The sequence below is a fragment of the Streptomyces griseoloalbus genome (assembly GCA_014650015.1).
GTDB lineage: Bacteria > Actinomycetota > Actinomycetes > Streptomycetales > Streptomycetaceae > Streptomyces > Streptomyces griseoloalbus.
The window spans coordinates 611808-629536 of record BMUD01000001.1 but is presented as its reverse complement, the minus strand read 5'-3'; the positions used below and the strand labels follow the sequence as shown (position 1 = coordinate 629536).

Below are 17729 nucleotides of genomic sequence, written 5' to 3'. Positions count from 1 at the left end.
GGCCGGGGGACCATGTGGTGGGGAGTGGCCGCGGCCCTGTTGGCGAACGTCCTGTACAGCGGCGGGTTCGTGCTGGAGAAGCGGGCCCTCGCCGCCCTGCCCGAAGTAACGATCCGCCGGCCGGTGCGGCTGCTGCGGCTGGTGGTCGGCAGTCCGCTGTGGATCGGCGGCTCGCTGGCCCTCGCGGCCGGTTTCGCCGCCCAGCTCGTGGTGTACCGCACCCTGCCGATCGCCGCCGCGCAGGGCATCTTCGTCTCCGGACTGGTGCTGCTCGTGCTGCTGTCGTCACTGCTGCTGGGCGAGGAGACCAGCGGCCGGGAGCGGTACGCGCTGGGCGCCATCCTGCTCGCCCTGCTGATGATGGTGCTGTCGCTGCGCGACGGCGGCGCGGGCGCCGACACCGTGGGCCGGGAGGCGCCGTACCCGCTGATCCTGCTGGTGTGCGTGCCGTCGCTGGCGGCCGGGGTGTGGCTGTACGGCCGCGCCGAGCGCACCGCCCGCCACCGGCACCGGCTGCCCACCACGGGCGTCGAGTACGGCGTGGCCGTCGGCCTGCTCTACGGCGTCAGTTCGCTCGCCATCAAGGGGGTGTCGAGCCGGCTGACGGCCGACGGCATCGGCGGCTCGGTCGTCGGGCTGCTGGGCTCCCCGTATCCGTATCTGCTGCTGTTCACCGGGGTGTTCGGGCTGGTGATGTCGCAGGCGGCGCTCCAGCGCTGCCGGGCCTCGCTGATCGTGCCGGTGTGCACGACCGTGAGCTGCCTGTTCACGGCGGTGCTCGGCACGCTGTCGTTCGGCGAGGCACTGCCCGACGAGCCGCTGCGGCTGGCGCTGCGTGTCGCGGGCACGGTGCTCGCGGTCGCCGTGCTGCTCGCCATGCCGAAGCACGACCCCGCCCCGCAACCGCCCCCGCCCACCGCCGCGAAGGAGTTGACGCGCCCGTGAAACCCGACGACCCGCTGCTGAGGATTCTGGCCTGCCCCCTCGACAAGGGGCCGCTGCATCTGCTCGCCCCCGACGGTGCGGAGGGCGAGGCCCTGTACAACCCGCGCCTGCGCCGCCGCTATCCGATCACCGGCGGCATTCCGCAACTGCTGCCGTCCTCCGGGGAACAGGTGTCCTTGGAGGAGCACGAGAAGCTGTTGACGCGTGTGTCCGGTACCCCCGGGACGGCGCCATGACGACGCGTCGCACCCTGGCCGCCCGGGTGGCGTCCTTCCTGCCCAAGCGCCTGGTGGCCGCGACGGCGAGGGCGGTCTACCCCCGCTTCGAGCCCGAGCTGGCCCGGCTGTCGGAGCTGTGCCCGCCGGGCTGCGACACGGCCGTGGACGTCGGCGGCTGGTACGGCCCGTGGACCCGGCGGCTGGCCGGGCACGCCCGGCAGGTGGTGACCCTGGAACCGGTCCCCCACCTGGCCCGGCTGATCACCGCGTCCGCCCCGCCCAACGTCCGGGTGATCCGCGCCGCCGCCTCGGACCGCCCCGGCACCGCCCGCCTGTGGCTGCCGCCGGGCGACGGCGGCGACCGGGGGGTGTCGTCGCTCGTCCGCCGGGACATCCACGGCCACGCCCTGGACGTCACCTGCGTCACGCTGGACGGACTCGGCCTGCGGGACGTCGGTTTCATCAAGATCGACGTGGACGGCAGCGAGTCGGCGGTGCTGCGCGGGGCGACCGGCGTCCTGACCCGTGACCGCCCGGCCCTGTTCGTGGAGCTGGAGTCCCGCATCCAGCCGATCGCGCCCGTGGTGACGTATCTGTCCCACCTCGGCTACGAGGGCTGGGTGCTGCCCGCCGGCACCTGGATCCCGCTGTCCCGCTTCCCGCTGGAGGCCCACCAGGCGCGCACCTCGTACGTCGTCTCGCACGGTCTGCTGCGCCGCGTCCTGCCGTACGGCGGGCTCCGGGGCCCGCGCTACGTCAACTCGGTGCTGTTCCTCCCGGACGGCCGACGCCCCGGGGCGGGCCCGGTGAGCGACGATGGGTCCCGTGCCCACCGGACGACGCCCCGCTGACCCGTTCACCCCGCTCGACTTCCAGCTCGTACTGCTGCGCCGCATGGCCGATCACAACCCCGGCCCCGTGGAGGACGCCCGGCGCGCGCTGGGCGCCTCCCTCGCGGACCTGCGCGAGGCCAACAAGCGCTGGCAGGCGATGGTCCGCTCGCCGCGCTCCCGCCCCGCCCTGTCCCGGTACCGCTCGGTGCTCGGCGCCCCCGAGTCCCGTACCGCGCGCCGGATCGGCGACCTGGACTGCGAGGCGTGGCAGTGGCGGCTCCCGCTCTGGCCGGACCTGCGCTTCGAGGTCCTGACCGCTGCCGCCGGTGGCGCGGTCTGGAACGAGTGGCTGGTCCGCGCCCCGGGCGCCGCGCCCGCCGTCCTGCGCACGGTGGAGGACCTCACGCCCTGGTCCTGCACGGTGGACGAGGCCGCCCGCGCCTTCGCGCCGGCCCGTCCCCTGGAGGGCACCGCGCCCACCCGGTGGGGCCTCGCCTTCACCGCCGCGGACGCGCGGGGCGCACTCCGTAAGGTGGTCGCGGAGTTCACCTGGGGGCTGTTGCAGCGTACGGCGGTCAGCGACCCGCGGCGTTGAGCACGTGCCGCACGACGCGCGGCACCGACCCGGGGTGCAGCCACAGGAACAGGTTCGGTTCGACCAGCTCCAGCTCCATCACCCGGGGCCGGCCGTCCTCCCCGTCCACGAGGTCGACGCGCGCGTACAGCAGCTCGGGCGCCCCGGGCACGGCGGCCAGGGCCCGCTCGGCGACGTCGATCTCGGCGGGGGCCGGGGTCCAGGCGGTCAGCCCGGGGTGGGCCACCTTGCGCCGGTCGTAGGGGGTCCCGGGTGCGAGCACCGGCCCCTTGCGGCTCGCGTGCAGCAGGCTCCCGCCGAAGAACTGCAGCGCCCGCTCACCAGCGGTGTCGATGCTGCGCACATAGGGCTGCACCATCGCGGTGAACCCCTCGTCGTGCATCCGCCGCAGATGCCGTACGGCCGTGTCGTGCTCCTCGGGCGTGTAGCGGGCGGCGAAGCGGGCGCCGGCGCCGGAGGTCGGCTTGACGACGTACTCGTGACCGTCCGGGAGGTCGACGGCGTCCCCGGGGGCCAGGTACCGGGTGTCCACCACCGGCACCCCGGCCCCGGCGAGCTCCCCGAGGTAGCGCTTGTCGGTGTTCCACCGCACCACGTCCGCCGGATTGGCCAGCCGCGTGGCCGTGCCGCACCGCTCGGCCCACGCGGTGAACTCGGCCGCCCGCCAGCTGTAGTCCCAGGTCGACCGGATCACGGCGAGGTCGAAGCCGCCCCAGTCGACGGCTCTGTCGTCCCACACTTCGGCGGACGCCTCGGCGCCCGCCTCCTCCAGAGCGCGCACCAGCCCCGGAAGGTCCCGGTCCTCGGAGACCTCGGGGCCGGGCCGGCAGGTCACTAGCGCGATACGGGGCACGACGGCTCACTCCTCGTACGAACAGCTGATCGACGAGCAGGCTAACAACCGCCCGGGAACCGCGACAGGCCGCTTGACCTTCACCTTCGGGGAAGCCCCAGCATCGGTGGCGGAACGCGGAACGGAGAGGGAGATGGACATGCTGACGATCGGCGCGTTCGCGAAGGCGTGCCGGCTGTCCCCGAAGGCGCTGCGGCTGTACGACGAGCTGGACCTGCTGCGCCCCGCCCGGGTGGATCCGGACACCGGTTACCGCTACTACGCGGCCGCGCAACTGGAGCAGGCCCGGCTGGTGGCGTGGCTGCGGCGGCTGGGCATGCCGCTCGCCGAGATCCGTCACGTCCGCTCGCTGGACGCCGGCGCCGCCGCCGTGGAGATCCGGGCGTACTGGGCCCGGGTGGAGGCGGAGACGGCCGTACGGCGGGACCTCGCCGCGTTCCTGGTCGATCACCTGACGGAAGAGTCGAGAAGGGACACCACCATGAACACGCTGGAGCTGCGCTACCGCGCCCACTCCGACCGGGGCCGCGTCCGCCCCGCCAACCAGGACACGGCCTACGCGGGCGGGCGGCTGCTGGCCGTGGCCGACGGCTTCGGGCCGGCGGGCGGGCCGGCGAGCAGCGCGGCGGTGGAGGCGCTGCGGTTCCTGGACACGGTGGAGATACCGGCGGGCGGGGTCCTCAACCTGCTGGAGGACGCGGTGCGGGGTGCGGCGCAGGCGGTGCGGGACGTGGCGGACGGCACGGAGGAGGCGGGCACCACGCTGACCGCCATGGTGTGGACGGGGTCCCGTCCGGCGCTGGTCCACATCGGCGACTCGCGGGCTTATCTGCTGCGCGACGGCGAGCTGTTCCGCATCACCCAGGACCACACCGTGGTGCAGTCGATGATCGACGAGGGGCGGCTGACCCCGGAGGAGGCGGTGTCCCATCCGCAGCGCACACTGCTGCTGAAGGCCCTCACGGGCACCGGCACGGCCGCCTCCCCCGACCTGCGCCTGCACGACGCCCGCCCCGAAGACCGCTACCTGCTCTGCTCCGACGGCCTCCCGACGGTGGTCCCCGACGACATCGTCCAGCACCTTCTCGCCACCGCCCCGACTCCCGACGAGGCGGTCGCCACCCTGATCGCCGCGGCCAACGAGGCCGGCGGCCCGGACAACATCAGCTGCGTGGTGGCGGACGTGGTGGAGACGGCGGCCTGACCGTCAGCGGGCGGTCAGCGCTGCTCCTCCGGGTCCCAGTCGAGCAGGCGGACCTTGGCCACCGTGCGGACGTGGCGGCGCATGGCGGTGGCCGCCCGGCGGGGCTGGCCGTCGGAGATGGCGTCGAGGATGGCCTGGTGCTGGGCCAGGGAGCGGTGGGGGCGGTCGGGCTGGCGGAGGGACTCGGTGCGGCTCTCGGCGATCTGCTCGGCGATGGTGCGCATGAACTCCGCGAGCAGGCCGCTGTGGGCGGCGGCCGTCACCGCCGCGTGGAACAGGCGGTCGCCCTCGACGCCGTGGCCGCCCGCCTCGATCTCCTCGGCCATGTGCGCGAGCGCGGACCGCAGCGCGTGCAGGTCGTCGTCCGTGCGGCGCTCGGCGGCCAGTTCGGCGAGCTTCGTCTCCAGCGCCTCCCTGGCCTCCAGTACGTCGGGGAGGCGCCGGCGGCGTTCCACCATCCGTTCGACCGGCTCGACGTCGAGGCTGTCCCGGACGAGGTAGGTGCCGCCGCCGTGCCGCGCCTCCACCAGGCCCTGGACCTCCAGGACCACGATCGCCTGCTTCACCGAGGCCCGGCTCACCCCGAGCCGCTGGGCCAGGTCCCGTTCGGGCGGGAGACGGTCACCGGCCCGCAGGCCGCCCTCGGTGACGTACTGGCGCAATCGGTCCAGTACCTGTTCGTACAGGCGCTGTTTCGTCATGGGGCGCAAGGCGTCGGTCACTGGGTCCCCCTCTCGTCGGGAGACTAGCACCGGGGTCACCCCAGTGGACGAGTGGCTGAACCAATTCCTGCGCGACCCCTTGACGTCCCTTCCCACGGGGCCCACTCTTTCCAGCCAGGCGTGCACCCCGACCCGCGCACAAGTGGTTCAGCCACTCAGCCACTCTTGTCTGCCCCCCCCCTCAACTGCCCGCTTCCACCCGCCCCCCTCCACTCCGCCGCTCCGCAGGGACCCAACGACGGGAGCCCGCATGTCCCCCGAACTCATCTCCATCCTCGTCCTGGCGGTGGTGTTCGTCATCGCCACCACCCGCTCCGTCAACATGGGCGCGCTGGCCTTCGCCGCCGCCTTCGGGGTCGGCACCCTCGTCGCCGACCTCGACGCGGACGGCGTCTTCGCCGGCTTCCCCGGCGATCTGTTCGTCGTCCTGGTCGGCGTCACGTATCTCTTCGCCATCGCCCGCGCCAACGGCACCACCGACTGGCTGGTGCACGCCGCCGTCCGGCTGGTGCGGGGGCGGGTGGCGCTGATCCCGTGGGTGATGTTCGCCCTCACCGGCGCGCTCACGGCGATCGGCGCGGTCAGCCCGGCCGCGGTCGCGATCGTCGCGCCGATCGCGCTGAGCTTCGCCGCCCGGTACCGGATCAGCCCGCTGCTGATGGGCGCGATGGTGGTGCACGGCGCCCAGGCCGGCGGCTTCTCGCCGATCAGCATCTACGGCTCGATCGTCAACGGCATCGTCGAGCGCGAGAAGCTCCCCGGCAGCGAGATCACCCTGTTCCTCGCCTCGCTGCTGGTGAACCTGGTCATCGCCGCGGTGGTGTTCGCCGTCTGCGGCGGGCCGAGGCTGTGGGCCAGGGGAGCGGTGACCGACGACTCCGCGACCGGCGCGGGCTCCACGGGAGGCACCGGCGGTGGCGGCGGCTCCGGCGCCGCGGGGGCGGGGGCGAAGACGGGGAACGGCACGGGGACCCGTACCGCCCCCGCGCCCACCGCCGTGGCCGAGCGCCCCGACGCACCCGCGGCCGTGCGGCTCACCACGCCCGTCATCGCCACCCTGCTCTCCCTGATCGCCCTCGTCGTCGCCGTCCTCGGCTTCGACCTGGACGCCGGACTCACCGCGATCACCCTCGCCGTCGTGCTGAGCGCCGCCTGGCCCGAGGACAGCCGCACGGCGGTCGGCCAGATCGCCTGGCCCACGGTCCTCCTGATCTGCGGCGTCCTGACCTACGTCGGTGTCCTGGACGAGATGGGCACGATCACCTGGGCCGGTGAGGGCGTCGGCGGCATCGGCGTCCCGCTGCTCGCCGCGGTGCTGCTCTGCTACATCGGCGCGCTCGTGTCCGCGTTCGCCTCCTCCGTCGGCATCATGGGCGCGCTGATCCCCCTGGCCGTGCCGTTCCTCGCCCAGGGCGAGATCGGCGCCGTCGGCATGGTGGCCGCGCTCGCGGTGTCGGCGACGGTCGTGGACGTGAGCCCGTTCTCCACCAACGGCGCGCTCGTCCTGGCCGCGGCACCGGACGTCGACCGCGAGCGGTTCTTCCGGCAGCTGATGGCGTACGGCGGGATCGTGGTCGCGGTGGTCCCGGCGGTGGTGTGGCTCACGATGGTCGTGCCCGGCTGGGGGTAGGACACCCGGACCACCGGGCACCGACAGCCTTCGCACGACGGCCTTCGAACGACACCCTTCGAACGACAGCCTTCGAACGACAGCCTTCGAACGACTCGAACGACGGCCGGCCGAAGACGGCCGGCAAGACAGCCAGCCAAGGAGTACGACGCGTGTCCTCTCTCTTCCCCGCCCTGACCGACGGCCCGGCCGACCGGCCCGCCCTGCGCTTCGGCGAACGCTCCCTGACGTATGGGGAACTCGCCGCGGCGGCCGGCGCGGTGGCCGGGGGCCTGGGGGAGGCCCGCCGGGTCGCCGTGTGGGCCACGCCGACCATGGAGACCGCGGTCGCGGTCACGGCGGCGCTGCTCGCCGGGGTGGCCGTGGTGCCGCTCAACCCCAGGTCGGGTGAGAAGGAACTCGGCCACATCCTGACCGACAGCACCCCGGACCTGGTGCTCACCGAGCCCGGCGCCGATCTCCCCGCCCCGCTGGGTGACCTGCCCCGCCTCGACGTCGACCCGACGGCCGGGACCGGCCCGGCGGCGCTCCCCGACGACCGCGCGCGGGACGAGGGCGAGCCGGCGCTGATCGTCTACACCTCCGGCACCACCGGCCCGCCCAAGGGCGCCGTCCTCCCCCGCCGCGCGATCGCCACGACCCTGGACGCGCTCGCCGAGGCCTGGCAGTGGACCGGCGACGACGTGCTGGTGCACGGGCTGCCGCTGTTCCATGTGCACGGCCTCGTCCTCGGCACCCTCGGCCCGCTGCGCCGCGGCGGCTCGGTGCGCCACCTCGGCAGGTTCACCACCGAGGGCGTGGCGCGCGAGCTGAACGGCGGCGCGACCATGCTGTTCGGCGTGCCGACGATGTACCACCGCGTCGCGGAGGCGCTGCCCACCGCGCCGGAACTGGTGAAGGCGCTGGCCGGCGCCCGGCTGCTGGTGTCGGGCTCCGCCGCCCTGCCGGTGCACGACCACGAGCGGATCGCGGCGGCGACCGGACGCCGCGTCATCGAGCGGTACGGCATGACCGAGACGCTGATGAACACCGGCGTCCGCGCCGACGGCGAGGCCCGCCCCGGCACGGTGGGCGTGCCGCTGCCGGGCGTGGAGCTGCGGCTGGTGGAGGAGGACGGGTCGCCGGTGACGTCGTACGACGGTGAGACGGTCGGCGAGATCCAGGTGCGCGGGCCTAACCTGTTCACCGAGTACCTCAACCGGCCGGACGCCACGGCCGCCGCGTTCACCGCCGACGGCTGGTTCCGCACCGGAGACATGGCGGTGCGCGACCCCGACGGCTATGTCCGCATCGTCGGCCGCAAGGCCACCGACCTGATCAAGAGCGGGGGGTACAAGATCGGCGCGGGGGAGATCGAGAACGCGCTGCTGGAGCATCCGGGGGTGCGGGAGGCCGCGGTCACCGGGGAGCCGGACGCGGATCTGGGCGAGCGGATCGTGGCGTGGGTCGTACCGGTGGACCCGCAGTCCCCGCCGGCCCTGGCCGAGTTGGCCGATCACGTCGCCGGGCGCCTCGCCCCGCACAAGCGCCCGCGCGTCGTCCACCACCTCGACGCGCTCCCCCGCAACGACATGGGCAAGATCATGAAGCGGGCGCTGCACCATGACTGACCGTCTCTCCGCCCGCGAGACCGTCGCCCTCGTCACCGACGACTTCACCGAACTCCCGTACCCGGCGCGGGAGTCGGCCGAGGACGGCCCGCTCGGCTGGCCGGGCTACGGCGCCGCCCGCGCCCGCGCCGCCGCACGCACCGGCGAGCAGGAGTCCGTGATCTGCGGCACCGCGCACATCGAGGGCACCCGGGCCGTCCTCGTCGCCTTCGAGTTCGGCTTCCTCGGCGGCTCCCTCGGCGAACGCACCGGCGACCGTCTGGAGGCGGCGTACGCCCACGCCCGCGCCCACCGGCTGCCGGTGGTGCCGCTGGTCGCCACCGGCGGCAGCCGCATGCAGGAGGGCATGCTCGCCCTCACCCAACTCCAGCGGGTGGCACGGGAGTCGGCGCTCACCCGGGAGGCCGGGCTGCCGCAGATCGCGGTGCTGCGCGATCCGACGACCGGCGGCGGCTGGGCGACCCTGGGCGCGGGCGCCGACGTCGTCCTCGCCCTGCCCGGCGCGCAGGTCGGTTTCGCCGGCTCACGGGTGCGGCCCGCGGACGCGGACCCGGCGGCGTACACGGCCGAGGCACAGGTGGCGGCGGGCGCGGCGGACGCGCTGGTACGGCCGGAGGAGCTGCGGGGGACGCTGGGCCGCTGGCTGCGGCTGCTGACCCGTCCCTCCACGGCGCCGGTCCCGCCGCCGCCCCCGCTGGGCGCGCGGGACCTCCCGGCCACCGGCTGGGACGCCGTCCGCCGCGCCCGCTCCCCCGAACGCCCGCGCGCCACCGCCTACTTGGACACCTACTTCACCCACCGCGTCGCCCTCGCCGGCGACCGCTGCGGCGGCACCGATCCGGACGGCATGCTGTGCGGCTTCGGTGAGCACGAGGGCCGTACGGTCGCCTACGCGGCACAGACCGGGACGGCGACCCGTCCCGCCGGGTACCGCACCGCCGCCCGGCTGGTCCGGCTCGCGGACCGGCTCGGCATCCCGGTGCTGACGCTGGTGGACACCCCGGGCGCGGCCAACGACGCGGAGGCGGAACGGCAGGGCGCGGGAGCCGCCATCGCCGACCTGTTCGGCGCCGTGGCCGCCGCCCGCACGCCGGTCACCACACTGGTCGTCGGCGAGGGCGGCTCCGGCGGCGCGCTGGCGCCGGCCGCCCCCGGCAACACCTGGGCCACCCCCGACAGCTACTTCTCGGTGATCGCCCCGGAACTCGCGGCGGCCATCCTCAAACGGCAGCCGGAGGAGGTGGAGGCGACCGCGGACCAGCTCCGCATCCGGCCGCAGGACCTCGTGGAGCTGGGGGTGATCCGGGGTGTCGTCGGAGTGGCGGACCCACGGGAAGGGCATCCGGCCGGTTAACCCCGGTGACACCGCAAACACCGCCCGTAACATGGGGGTTCACCACCGCAGTCGCACACCACGGGGAGCACGCCGAGCCATGGACGGGTTGATGCAGTTCACGACCGAGGACGGCGCCGCGGTCGTCGTGGAGGGCGTCGAGGACGAGTCCGGCGCCCGGCTCGTCTCGCGCGGCAACGGGCCCGCCCAGGCGGCGCGCACCTTCGAGAGCTCCCTGGAGGGCGTGCGGGCGGCGGCCGAGTCCGCGCTGCGGGTGTTCCGCGACGGCGCGCTCAGACCCGACACGGTGGAGCTGGAGTTCGGGGTGAAGCTGACCGCGGAGGCCGGGGCGGTCATCGCCAGGGGAACGGCGGAGGGACATCTGGTCGTCAAGCTCAGCTGGTCCCCGCAACAGAGCCGGACGAGCGCGGAGGCCGCCGACCGGTCATGAGCGACGCTGCCTGGCACACCCGGATCCGGTGCGGGAACGAGGTCGGCGCGGGCTTCCTCGTCTCCCCGCGGCAGGTGCTCACCTGCGCCCACGTCGTCGCGGCGGGCGACACGTCCCCGGTGTCCGTGAGCTTCCCGAACCGCGCCGACCTGGGTGAGGTCACCGCCGAGGTGACCGTCCACGGCGGCTGGCGGGGCGGCGACACCGACCCCGGCGACCTGGCCGTACTGGAGCTGGAGCGGGAGGTGGCGGTCACCCCGGCGGTCTTCGCGCCGCCCGGCGCCGAGCGCGGTGTCCCCGCGCCCGAGCTGGTCGCGTACGGCTTCCCCCGCGGCTACGACGAGGGCACCCTGGCGCTGTACCGGGCGGTGCCCGGTCCGCTGATCGCCGGTGAGTGGGTGCAGTTGGAGGCCGCCTCCGGGCACGGGCAGCCGCTGGCCCACGGTTTCAGCGGGGCCGCGGTGACCCTGGCCGACGGCTCGGTGGTCGGCATGGTCACGGCGGTCGCGGGCGGCCGGGAGGTCAGGGCCGGACGGATGCTGCCCACGGAGGTGATGGCCCGCTACTGGAGCGGCCTGGGCGAGCTGGTCCCCACCCCCGGCCACGCGACGGACACGCGCCGACGCCTGTACACCCTGGTGCGTCGGGCCGAGCGGACGGGACTGCGCTGTGATCCGCACCGGCTGTACGTCGACGCCGTGGGCCCCTTCGGCCCGCCCCTGCCGGACGGCGGCTTCGCCTCGCTGGCGTCGGCGGCGGCGTACGTGCAGTGGGAGGTCCCGGAGCCGGAGGCCGTGGCCCGGTTCGCCGACCGGCTGCGCGAGCTGCTGGACGGACCCCCCGCACGCCCCTCGGCCTGGTCCCCGGTGGTCGTCGAGATCGAGCACAGCGGCGCCGGCCCGGACCAGGTCACCGTCGAGGTGTCCGCATGCCTCGACGGCCGGCGCCACCCGGTGGGCGCGCGCCGGCTGCCACGCACCGGCGTACGCGCCTACGTGCAGGAGCGCATCGACGAAGCGGTCGCCCATCTCCCGCCCGGCGCGGAGGAGTTACTGGCCTTCGTGCTGCCGCGCGAGTGGCTGAACGAGCCCGTGGCGCACTGGGAGTGCGGCGCGGACGACCCCACACCGCTCGGCTGCGCCTACCCGCTCGTCGTCGCGGACCGGTCCCGGCACCGCAGCGGGCGGCTGCGCCACCAGCTCCGCAAGAAGTGGCAGAAACTGGACGCCGGCACGGGAGCGGCCGTGCACCGTATCGAGTGCGGCACCCCTGAGCGCCCGGCCGGCCTGCGCAAACGGCTGTGGGACGGCGACGCCGAACTGGCCGCCTTCCCGGCACCGCCCACGGCGGCCCGGCAGCACTTCGAGGTCGGCCTGAACGTTCCGGTGCCGGTGCTGCTGTGGCCCCGCACCGGCTGCCCGGAGCCGGGGCCCGACCACGGGAGTTCCTGCTCGGGCGGCGCGTTCCTCGACGAACTCAGCGCGTCCGTCGCCGGCGTGTTCCCCGCCGAACTCCCCCAGCACATCCTGTCGTTGCGGCTGACGGCGGACGCCGCCGAGGAACCGGACCGGCACTGGGCGAGGGACGTGCAGCTGCTGTGGGACGACCCGCGCTGCTTCCCCGCCACCGCCGCGAGCCTGCACTCGCCGGTCGCCTGACCGACCACCGTCCCCCGACCGCCGCCCCCACCGGAGAAGAGCACCATGCCCCTGTGGCCCGTCTACACCGGCACCGAGCGACCGCACGACGGCATCGACCGGTTACCGCCGCCCCCGCCCTGGCGTGCCTTCGACGGCGGGCCGGTGCTCGACCCGCCGGACGAGGCCGCCGACGCCTCCGCCGTCTCCCCCGACCGCGCCCACCGCGCCGTGACCTACCAGGCGACACCGCAGACGGTCCAGCTGGTCAACGCGGCCCTGTATCTGCGCCGCCCGCTGCTGGTCACCGGCCCGCCCGGCACCGGCAAGTCCTCCCTCGCCTACGCAGTCGCCCGCGAGCTGCGCCTCGGTCCGGTGCTGCGCTGGAACATCACCAGCCGCAGCACCCTGCACGACGGCCTCTACCAGTACGACCCGCTCTCCCGCCTGTACGCGGCACGGCAGAGCGCCGTCCGCCCCGGCGAGCGGTCCGACGCCGCGGCCCCGGAGCCGGGCGACGGGTCCGGTGTCGAGGACCACTTGCGCCTCGGCCCGCTGGGCACCGCCCTCCTCCCCTATGCCCGCCCCCGCGCCCTCCTCATCGACGAGATCGACAAGAGCGACCTCGACCTGCCCAACGACCTGCTGAACGTACTGGAGGAGGGCCAGTACGAGATCCCCGAACTGGTGCGCGCGGCACGCCGTCTCCCGCGGGCCGAGGTGATGGCCGACGGCACCGACGAGCGGGTGCCGGTGGAACGCGGCCGTGTCCGCTGCCGGTCCTTCCCGTTCGTCGTCCTCACCAGCAACGGCGAGCGCGAGTTCCCGCCCGCCTTCCTGCGCCGCTGCGTCACGCTGCGCCTGCGGCAGCCGGACGACGAGCAGCTCGCCGGGATCGTCCGCGCGCACCTGGGAGAACCCGACGCCCACGCCCGCCGTCTGATCGAGCGTTTCCTGTCCCGGGCGGGCGCCGGCGACCTGGCCACCGACCAGCTCCTCAACGCCATCTACCTCGCCCGGTCCTCCGGCCTCGGCGCCGGCTCCCTCGACGAACTGGCGGAGCAGCTGATGCCGTACCTGGGACAGGGCCCGCGACCCGATGCCTTCTGACCGGCGTCCCGGACCGCCGGGCGCCCCCGACCCGCTGGCCCGCCTCGCCGCCCTGCTGGCCGAGGTGTCCGGCGGTGTCCCTCCCACCCCGCTGGAACTGGCCGAACTCCTCTGGCTGGCCGGGACCATGGACACCGACGCGGCCGGCGCCCCGCCCGCGCGACCGCCCCGCGAGCCGGCCCCGCACCCCGTCGCCCCCGGCCACCGGCCGGAGCCCGCCCCCTCGCCCCGTGCCCCGCGCGAGGAGCGCGACGCCCCCCGCAGCCCGCTCCACCTGCCGTCCCCGGCCACCCCCGCCCCACCCCCCGGCGCGCGGACCGAACCGCACGCCACCCTGCTGGCGCCGGCGCCCCCGATGCTGCGCCACCCGCTGGCGCTGCAACGCTCCCTGCGCCCGCTCAAACGCCGGGTGGACTCCCCCGTCGGCTACGAACTGGACGAACGGGCGACCGCCGACCGGCTCGCCCGCCTGGGGGCCGCACCCGACGGGTGGCTTCCGGTGATGCGGCCCGCACGGGAGCGCTGGCTGCGCCTGTTCCTCGTGTGCGACGCCGGCCCCACCATGCCCGTCTGGCGGCCCCTGATCCGCGAACTGCGCACGGCGCTGGGGCAGTCGGGGGTGTTCCGCACGGTGACCGTGCTGCGCGCGGACCCCGACGGCACGGTACGCGGGCACGGCGCGCACGCCCCGGGGGACGGCCGCAGCGCCGCCCTCGTCATCAGCGACTGCATGGGCCCGCAGTGGCGGGAGGGCCCGGCCGGTGCCCTGTGGTACGCCACCCTGCACCGCTGGGCCCGCCGGATGCCCCTGGCCGTGGTCCAGCCCCTCCCGGAACACCTGTGGCGCGACACGGCCCTGCCCACCGTCGCGGGCCTGCTGGCGTCCCCGTACCCGGCCGCCCCCACCGCGGCACTCGCCTTCACCCCGTACGACACCCCCTGCGACACCCCGGACGCGCCGCGACGCGCCGTCCCGCTGCCCGTGCTGGAGCCGGACCCGCGGTGGCTGGCGAACTGGGCGTCCCTGGTCGCCGCGCCGGGCGGCGGCGAGGTCCCGGCCGCGGTCGCGGAGCTGGACGGACCGCTCCCGGCGGACCGCGACGAGCGTACGGACGTGGGCCGGCTCTCCCCCGAGGAGCTCGTGCTGCGGTTCCGGGCGACCGCCTCCCCGCAGGCGTTCCGGCTGGCCGGTCATCTGGCCCTCGGCCGTCCCGACCTGCCCGTGATGCGCCTGGTGCACGCCGCCATCGAACCCGACCCCCGGCCCCGGCACCTCGCCGAGGTGATCCTCAGCGGCATGCTCACCACCGTCCCCGGGCCGCCCGGCTCCTACGCCTTCCGCCCCGGCGTGCGGGACCTGCTGCTGCGGGGACTGCCGCGCACGGCCCGCAACCGCACCGCGGAACTGCTGGAACGGGTGGGCGGCCTGATCGACGAGCGTGCCGGCCGCGCGCCCGGCGACTTCCTCGCGTCCACGCCGTCCCGTTCCGGAACGCTCACGGGGCCCGCCGCCGGGGAGGCGTTCGCGACGGTCCGTCCGCGGATCGCGCGCCGGCTGTCCGGGTCCGTCGGGCCGTCCCCGGCGGCCGGCGCGGGCCGGTCCGGCTCCGCGCCGGCGCGGGACCACGCCACGATCACCTTCCGGGCCGAGGGCCTGGCCGGCCATCCGGAAGCGCGCATCACCCTCGAGAACGCCGTCCACGAGGTCCTCTCCCGGGGCGCCCTCACCCCTGCGCAGTACGAGGTGCGCGTCCTGCCCGACGGGTACGTCGTCCGCACCGGACCCGACGTCTATCTGCTGCCCGTCCTGGTCGCCATCCTGCGCCAGCTTCCCGGGGCGCTCGCCGGGCTCACGGATCCGCCGCGTCTGCGGGTGCTCCTCCGGGACGCGCCCGCCGCGCAGGCCGACCTGCCCGAGCCGCCCCGCCACGCCGGCACCGACCTCGTGGTCGTCGTCTCCCCCGCCCTGTGGGAGGAGTTCGCCGCCAGCTCCGCCGCCCGCGAGCCCCTGCGCTTCAGGCCCCTGTACCCCGCGGGCGCGCCGTCCGCCCCGCCGGTCGCCTGGTTCTGCCCGCTGGGCGGGCCGGCCGGCCCGCGGAACACCGACGCCCCGGCCCGCGATCTGGTGCGGGGCCCGTTCCTCACCCGTGACCTGCACGAGCTGGGTGCCCCCGCCCCGGGCCGTACGGCCGTCGTCCACACCCGGCCCGACGGCTCGCTCACCCTGCTCAACCCCATCCAGCCGTACGGCACCCGCGCACCGCATCCGGCGACGTACTACGTCGTCGACCTCACCGCACGACAGGCCCGGCACACGGTCACCCTGCCCGGCGCGCGGGGCGGCTCCTTCGCCGCGGCGGCCGACCTGTCCTGGCACGTGGCGGACCCGGTCGCCTTCGTCCGCGCGGAGGTCGCCGACGTGTCCGAGCTGCTGCTCGCCCATCTGCTGGACCGGGCGGCCCGCGTCACCCGCCACCACCCGGTACGCCGGGTGGGCGGGGCCCAGCGGGAGATCGACTCCGCTCTGGGCACCTGGCCGGTGCCGGGTCTCGCGGTGTCCTGCTCCGTACGGCTCGCCCGGGAGGGCACGCCGCTGCCGGAGCCGCCGGGACGGGGAGCGGCGGGTCTGCCGCCGGCCGAAGCCGTGGCCGACGTGCTGTCCCGCTCCGCCACCGTTCTCATCGGATTCGACGGGCCGCTCGCCCGCCTGTTCTCGGCGCACACCGCGCGCGAGGCCGCCCTGGACCTGCTGTCCGTCGTCGCCGAACACCGCGCGCCGCGCGACGCGTTCGCGGGCCGCCCGCCCGGCAGCGGTGACGTCTCCCGGGGGGCGCTGGTGCATCCGCTGGAGGTGCTGCGCGCCTTCGCGCACGACCCGCTGGGCGCGGTGCTGCGCGAACGCCTCGACGCGCTCGAACTGCGGGCGGCGCCCGACGCGCCCGCCACGCACCGCTCGGTCGCCCTGGTGCGTGCCCTGCACGCGTCCGGCCGGCGGGTCGTCGTCGTCGGCGACGTGGGCGAACAGGCGGTGCGGCGCTATCTGTTGCCCTACCGCATGCCGCTGTCCGGTATCCACGGCCGTGCCGACGACCTCACCCTGCTGATGCCCCACCCGGACTGCCTGCGGCGCGCCCTGGGCACCTCCGGCGCGCCCGCCGTACCCGCGGCCGTCGCACCCGCGGCCGTCGTGATCGGCTCGTCCGTCGCCGAGTTCACCGCCGCCCGGCAGAGCGGTCTGCCTTTCATCGGCTACACCTACACCTCCGCCGTCCGACGAAGCCTGCGCGAGGCCGGCTGCGCACTCACCGTCGACTCCCTGGACCCCCTCCTGGACGCCGCGCGCGGCCTGTCCCGCCCGGGCGGCTCATGAGGCGCGCCCCCCGTTCGGCGGCCCCCCACCCGGCCCCCCAGGAAAGGCGCCCGAACCCGCCCGCCGCGCACGATGCCTGAGAGGTCCGCCGTCCGGTGGGCCGTTGGGTCCGCACTCGGGAGGATCTGCCGTGACCGCCAGTCTGGAGCAGTTGCGCCGCTGCCACTTCGCCGTCGACCTGGGGGCGGCGCGCACCCGGGTGTACGTCAAGGGCACCGGACTCGTCGTGGACCAGCCGTCCGTCGCCGCCGTGAACACCCGCACCGGCGCGCTGATCGCGGTCGGTGAGTTCGCGGAGAAGATGAAGGGCCGCACGCCGGACTACATCCGCGTCGTACGGCCCGTCTCCGGCGGCACGGTCGTCGACATCGAGATGGCGCAGCGGATGCTGCGGCAACTGCTCGGTGACAGGATCCGCCGCACGCTGCGCCGCAAGCCCCGGCTGCGGGCCGCGGCCTGCACCCCGCACGACGCCGATCCGCTCGCCCAGCGCGCCGCGATCGAGACCCTGGTGGGTCTCGGCGCCCGCCGGGTGGAGCTGGTCGACACGCTCATCGCCGCCGCCGTGGGCTGCGGCCTGCCGGTGGAGCGGCCCGAGGCGACCATGATCATGGTGTGCGGGGCGGCGGCCACCCAGGTGGCCGTGCTCTCCCTCGGATCGATCGTGACGGCGGAGCGCATCCCGGTCGGCGGTGAGGCCGTGGACAACGCGATCGTGCAGCATCTGCGCCACCAGCACGAGCTGATGCTGCCCAGCCAGTCCGTACGGCCGTTGCAGCTGGCCCTGCACGGCAACGGGCTGACCCCGCAGGGCCCGGAGTCGACGGAGATCCACGGCCGGGACGTCGCCACCGGCCTGGCCCGTTCCGTGACGGTCGACACGGCGGCCGTGCGGCGGGCCATCCAGACGCCGCTGACCGCCGTCCTCGACGGCATCGGCACGGTGCTGCGGGAGTGCCCGCCCGATCTGGTCGCCGACCTCGCCGACCGGGGGATCATGATGGTCGGCGGGAGCGCCCTGCTGCCGGGACTGGACCAGATGCTGCGTCAGGCGACGGGCATGCCGGTGCACATCGCCGAGCGGCCGGACGTGTGCGCCGTGCAGGGGCTGGGCGAGATGCTGGAGGGCAGGATCGCGCCGATGGTGCTGGACCCGCTGGGCGCCTGAGCCCCGCGGAGGACGGCCGCGGAGGGCGGCGACGTGCGACAGCCAGTAGG

The 17729-nt window shown here is 75.3% G+C and carries 15 protein-coding genes; 13 read left to right on the top strand and 2 right to left on the bottom strand.

Annotated features, from left to right (window positions below):
* Window positions 1-12: 12 nt before the first annotated feature.
* From IE178_RS02755 to IE178_RS02740, 4 genes are read left to right on the top strand one after another with little or no spacing between them, the layout of a single operon-like run.
* Window positions 13-945, top strand: coding sequence for a hypothetical protein (locus IE178_RS02755; protein ID WP_193511147.1), 933 nt, complete (start codon window positions 13-15; stop codon window positions 943-945).
* Complete coding sequence (locus IE178_RS02750; protein WP_184760761.1) at window positions 942-1181, top strand: Trm112 family protein; 240 nt, start codon at window positions 942-944, stop codon at window positions 1179-1181. Before IE178_RS02755 ends, IE178_RS02750 begins: the two co-directional genes overlap by 4 nt.
* On the top strand, window positions 1178-2014 hold the full coding sequence (locus tag IE178_RS02745; protein WP_193511146.1) for an FkbM family methyltransferase: 837 nt from the start codon (window positions 1178-1180) through the stop codon (window positions 2012-2014). Before IE178_RS02750 ends, IE178_RS02745 begins: the two co-directional genes overlap by 4 nt.
* A complete protein-coding gene (locus IE178_RS02740; protein ID WP_193511145.1) occupies window positions 1980-2591 on the top strand; it encodes a hypothetical protein in 612 nt (203 codons plus the stop codon). The genes IE178_RS02745 and IE178_RS02740 overlap by 35 nt, the downstream gene beginning before the upstream one ends.
* Here the strand turns inward: IE178_RS02740 and IE178_RS02735 are convergent.
* Window positions 2572-3444, bottom strand: coding sequence for an ATP-grasp domain-containing protein (locus IE178_RS02735; RefSeq protein WP_193511144.1), 873 nt, complete (start codon window positions 3442-3444; stop codon window positions 2572-2574). The genes IE178_RS02740 and IE178_RS02735 overlap by 20 nt on opposite strands.
* Window positions 3445-3577: 133 nt before the next feature.
* On the opposite strand from IE178_RS02735, the gene IE178_RS02730 reads away from it, so the two are divergent.
* Window positions 3578-4648: a MerR family transcriptional regulator gene (locus IE178_RS02730; protein WP_184760757.1), complete on the top strand. Its 1071-nt coding sequence runs from the start codon at window positions 3578-3580 to the stop codon at window positions 4646-4648.
* A gap of 14 nt (window positions 4649-4662) precedes the next feature.
* Here IE178_RS02730 and IE178_RS02725 read toward each other — a convergent pair whose 3' ends face one another.
* Window positions 4663-5370 (bottom strand): FadR/GntR family transcriptional regulator, encoded by a 708-nt coding sequence (locus IE178_RS02725; RefSeq protein ID WP_193511143.1) that lies wholly within the window; start codon window positions 5368-5370, stop codon window positions 4663-4665.
* A gap of 250 nt (window positions 5371-5620) precedes the next feature.
* Between IE178_RS02725 and IE178_RS02720 the strand changes: the two genes are divergently transcribed.
* From IE178_RS02720 to IE178_RS02685, 8 genes are all read left to right on the top strand, one after another.
* Entirely contained in the window at window positions 5621-7000 is a 1380-nt protein-coding gene (locus tag IE178_RS02720) for an SLC13 family permease (protein ID WP_193511142.1), read from the top strand.
* Window positions 7001-7152: 152 nt separating this feature from the next.
* Window positions 7153-8610: an acyl-CoA synthetase gene (locus IE178_RS02715; protein WP_193511141.1), complete on the top strand. Its 1458-nt coding sequence runs from the start codon at window positions 7153-7155 to the stop codon at window positions 8608-8610.
* Entirely contained in the window at window positions 8603-9964 is a 1362-nt protein-coding gene (locus IE178_RS02710) for a carboxyl transferase domain-containing protein (protein WP_193511140.1), read from the top strand. Before IE178_RS02715 ends, IE178_RS02710 begins: the two co-directional genes overlap by 8 nt.
* Before the next feature lie 79 nt (window positions 9965-10043).
* Window positions 10044-10394 (top strand): CU044_2847 family protein, encoded by a 351-nt coding sequence (locus IE178_RS02705; protein ID WP_193511139.1) that lies wholly within the window; start codon window positions 10044-10046, stop codon window positions 10392-10394.
* Complete coding sequence (locus tag IE178_RS02700; RefSeq protein WP_193511138.1) at window positions 10391-12052, top strand: VMAP-C domain-containing protein; 1662 nt, start codon at window positions 10391-10393, stop codon at window positions 12050-12052. Before IE178_RS02705 ends, IE178_RS02700 begins: the two co-directional genes overlap by 4 nt.
* A gap of 45 nt (window positions 12053-12097) precedes the next feature.
* Complete coding sequence (locus IE178_RS02695; protein ID WP_184760750.1) at window positions 12098-13141, top strand: AAA family ATPase; 1044 nt, start codon at window positions 12098-12100, stop codon at window positions 13139-13141.
* On the top strand, window positions 13131-16511 hold the full coding sequence (locus IE178_RS02690; protein WP_193511137.1) for an SAV_2336 N-terminal domain-related protein: 3381 nt from the start codon (window positions 13131-13133) through the stop codon (window positions 16509-16511). The genes IE178_RS02695 and IE178_RS02690 overlap by 11 nt, the downstream gene beginning before the upstream one ends.
* A gap of 130 nt (window positions 16512-16641) precedes the next feature.
* Complete coding sequence (locus tag IE178_RS02685; protein WP_184760748.1) at window positions 16642-17679, top strand: rod shape-determining protein; 1038 nt, start codon at window positions 16642-16644, stop codon at window positions 17677-17679.
* Window positions 17680-17729: the final 50 nt, after the last annotated feature.